We start from the raw sequence: 3,505 nt of genomic DNA on the forward strand, positions 1-3,505 counted from the left end.
CTCTCAGCGAAACCCCGCCGTTCTCTTATATGGACATACCAAAGCACAGAGAACGGATAGAAAGGGTTTTTACTGCCGAAAATGCCTTGAAATATGTGGAGTTTGCCACAAAAGCCGCAACCAATTCTTTGCAATTTGAAGAAATCCAGAACTATGCCGAAGCAATCACGCTCCAGCGCTATACCGCTGTATGCGGGCATCTGGCCTACTCCCTTGGGGAATACCAAACGGCCATGCTTGATTTTGCAGAAAAATCAGACGGCAACGAAGCTGACCGCACCGCAGAGGGCTTTGCCAGAATGTTCGGCAATTATTTCCCGCCGGAGTTTTCCATCACGGAGGGCAATACCTGGATGTCTACCCTGAACAATTCCGTTCAGTATGTATCCGTCATCCGTCCCGGCGAAAAAGTTGCGAAGCTGGTCAAGCGGATGCACTATGTATCCTTTGTGGGGATGTTCCGGTCTGATCTCTTTGAGGGCCTGTGTGTTGGTCATGCACCGAAGAAATGCAAAATCTGCGGAAAGTGGTTTCTGACCACCAACGCAAGGCACACCAAATACTGCGGCGGATATGCACCGGGGGACAAGCTGCACCGCACCTGTCGGCAGATCGGCAACCTAAAAGGCAGAGAACAACGGGAGCTTGCGGACGATCATCCGGTGAAACAGATTTATGAGAAGCGGCTGAATACCATAAACCGCTATGTGAAGCGTGGTACTCTGGACGCTGATCTTGCGGAGGTTATGAAGAAGCTGGCAAAAGATAAGATGCTCCGGGCATTGAGCAATGTAGACTATGCCAAGGGAGATTACGAAAAAGAGATGGGACAGGCGGCTTTGAAGAAAGAAGCATTGAATAAAAATAACTTATAGGTATAAACAATGAAAATTATTGAAGTTACAGAAAACAAAAAGGAATATCTGGATTTGCTGTTATTGGCTGATGAGCAGGAAAACATGGTAGATCGCTATCTTGATAATGGCAGGATGTATATCCTCGATGATAATGGAGTTAAAAGCGAATGTGTCATAACCGGCGAAAGAAATGGTGTGCTTGAAATTAAGAACATTGCAACAGTTCCAGAACATCAAGGCAAAGGCTATGCAAAAGCTTTGATTGACTTTATCATCGAGAAATACAGCGGACAATATGCTGTTCTGCAAGTTGGAACGGGCGATAGTCCACTGACAATACCATTCTATGAAAAATGTGGTTTTGTCCTTTCTCACATAATACCAAATTTCTTTACAGACAATTATGACCACCCAATATATGAAGGTGGTGTACAGTTGGTGGATATGGTGTATTTGCAAAGAAAGTTCTAAATGCTGATATGGTAAACCGGAAGGAGGTGCGCTATGCTGAATGATTTTACATGGAATATGACCGGATACATACCGAAACACCATGTCAATCCGCACGGCGATAGCATCATTCCCTATGTGGCAGAGCGCATCTTCCAACTGGAACCGGAGCCGCCCAAGGTAGATAGTCTGAATGAATATATCCTGTCTGCCTTGCAGGAAAAGAATTTGCTTTATTTTTCGTTTTTCCTACATCACTACGAGCCGCAACTCAACAAGCGTATCAAATCCTTTCTCGGCATGGATGGCGGCGATCTGTACGACACAGACCGATTTATAGATATAAAGCTCTCCTGCCGGGAGCAAATGCTTCAAAAGCTGATGGACTATGACCCTGCCAAGGGTGCAGAGTATGCTACATACATTTTCCCGTTCATCCGGGATGCTATGCTCCGTTTTCGCATGGGCGAAGAAAAATGGTCGGTGTCCTCTCTGACCAATTACAAAATGGTGCGGTCAATGGCTTGGCTGTACCACAATACCAAGGATGCGGTCAACGAATTTTCCAAGAAATACAACTGCGATCTTGCCCTTGCGGAAGAATATCTGAAAGTTGTCCGTGGAATCCGCAATCAGCAGCCTTTCTATGTCACAGACGAGGACGGCGAAGAAACAGGCGAGGATGTAGCCCTTGACGATAGCTGGAACTATACCGATATCCTCTGGAACGGCATACAGGCAGAAAAGGTGCAGCGGGCATTTGAGAAACTGAATTACCGGGAACAGACCTTGCTCGAAAAACGGTTAGCAATTTGCATGACCTGTGGGCGTGTCAGCTCATGGAAAGACCGCCCCACCTTTGAAGAACTGGCGGTTATGTTTGAGGGCAGTACAGCCAGCGGTGCAGAACGAGCCTACCGAAAAGCAGTGGACAAGTTGACGGAATTGTTGGTTGCCGAGGGCGCAATCCATGCAGTCCGGCTAAAACAGAAATCCAAGATTAAGCGAAAAAAGAAAATCGCCGCCGCAATCTACGAATATCAGGCAGACTGCGACGGCGAATGGGGCGAAATATCATTAGATTTTGAGAACGGCAAGGCAGAGGTCATTTTGCTTGCCGATTGGGATACAGTGAAAACAAACAAATTTGCAAGCAGAGCAATCGCCTATCTTCTGAACTGTGAGAACGAAAAATTACCCAAGGAAATAATGGTGGCCTTTGAATAACGAGGGAGTGAGATACATGGAACAATTATTGATTATTGAAGATGATATAGGGTTGAATCAGGGTTTAAGTAAAGCACTGAAAGCAGATGACCGTCAGATCATTTCCTGCCAAGACCTAAAAGCGGCAAAGGAACAGCTGCTTTGCGGCGGTGTATCCCTGATCCTGTTGGATATCAATCTGCCGGATGGCAGCGGGCTCGAGCTGCTCCGGGAGGTCAAGGAAAACACACCCTATATTCCTGTTATTCTGCTGACTGCCAATGACACCGATCTGGATATCGTAGACGGACTGGAGAGAGGCGCTGATGATTACATTACCAAGCCCTTTTCTCTTTCGGTTTTGCGGGCAAGGGTGAATACCCAACTGCGAAAGCAAGCGTCAAACCATAAAAATGCGCCGTTCCATATGGATCTATTTCACTTTGACTTTGAGGCTATGACCTTTTATGTGGGAGATTCAAAAGTGGAATTGAGCAAAACAGAACAAAAATTACTGCGTTTGCTTGTTGAAAACCGTGGTCGAACCATGACCCGTGGAGACCTTGTCGACCGGATCTGGACAGATGGCGCAGAATATGTGGATGAAAATGCTTTGTCTGTTACGATCAAGCGTCTGAGGGATAAGCTTGGCGCACAGAAATACATTAAAACCATCTACGGAATCGGTTATAGCTGGGTGACAAAAGATGAATAAAACCGGCATTGTGATCATACTGCTATTTTTTCTGGCGGCGATAGCTGCTGTATTATGGGAGCGGAGGAAGATCAGAAAAACGATGGAAGAAATCGAAAGGATGCTGGACGCTGCCATGACCGGCTCCTTTTCTGAAACCAATTTTGATGAAAGCCAGCTATCTGCATTGGAAACGAAGTTTGCGCACTATCTTTCCGCCGCAGAAGCATCTTCTCAAAACATAGCGCAGGAAAAAGACAAAATCAAAACCTTGATTGCGGACATCTCCCACCAGACA

Annotated in this window: 4 protein-coding genes and 1 pseudogene; all 5 read left to right on the top strand. The window is 46.2% G+C overall.

Annotated features, from left to right (window positions below; all coding sequences use genetic code 11):
* Nucleotides 1–875 (top strand): DUF6076 domain-containing protein (locus DXC04_RS14990; RefSeq protein WP_243112177.1); only part of this gene is annotated, 875 nt, incomplete at its 5' end.
* 9 nt (nucleotides 876–884) lie between these two features.
* A complete protein-coding gene (locus DXC04_RS14995; protein WP_118661308.1) occupies nucleotides 885–1,328 on the top strand; it encodes a GNAT family N-acetyltransferase in 444 nt (147 codons plus the stop codon).
* Nucleotides 1,329–1,361: 33 nt separating this feature from the next.
* A complete protein-coding gene (locus tag DXC04_RS15000) occupies nucleotides 1,362–2,534 on the top strand; it encodes a hypothetical protein (protein ID WP_118661309.1) in 1,173 nt (390 codons plus the stop codon).
* A 16-nt stretch (nucleotides 2,535–2,550) separates the two neighbouring features.
* Complete coding sequence (locus tag DXC04_RS15005; RefSeq protein WP_118661310.1) at nucleotides 2,551–3,228, top strand: response regulator transcription factor; 678 nt, start codon at nucleotides 2,551–2,553, stop codon at nucleotides 3,226–3,228.
* A pseudogene (locus DXC04_RS15010) lies at nucleotides 3,221–3,505 on the top strand (sensor histidine kinase); the annotation flags it as partial. The gene DXC04_RS15005 and the pseudogene DXC04_RS15010, both read left to right, overlap by 8 nt.

It is taken from the genome of Dorea sp. OM07-5 (genome assembly GCF_003481355.1).
GTDB lineage: Bacteria > Bacillota > Clostridia > Lachnospirales > Lachnospiraceae > Dorea_D > Dorea_D hominis.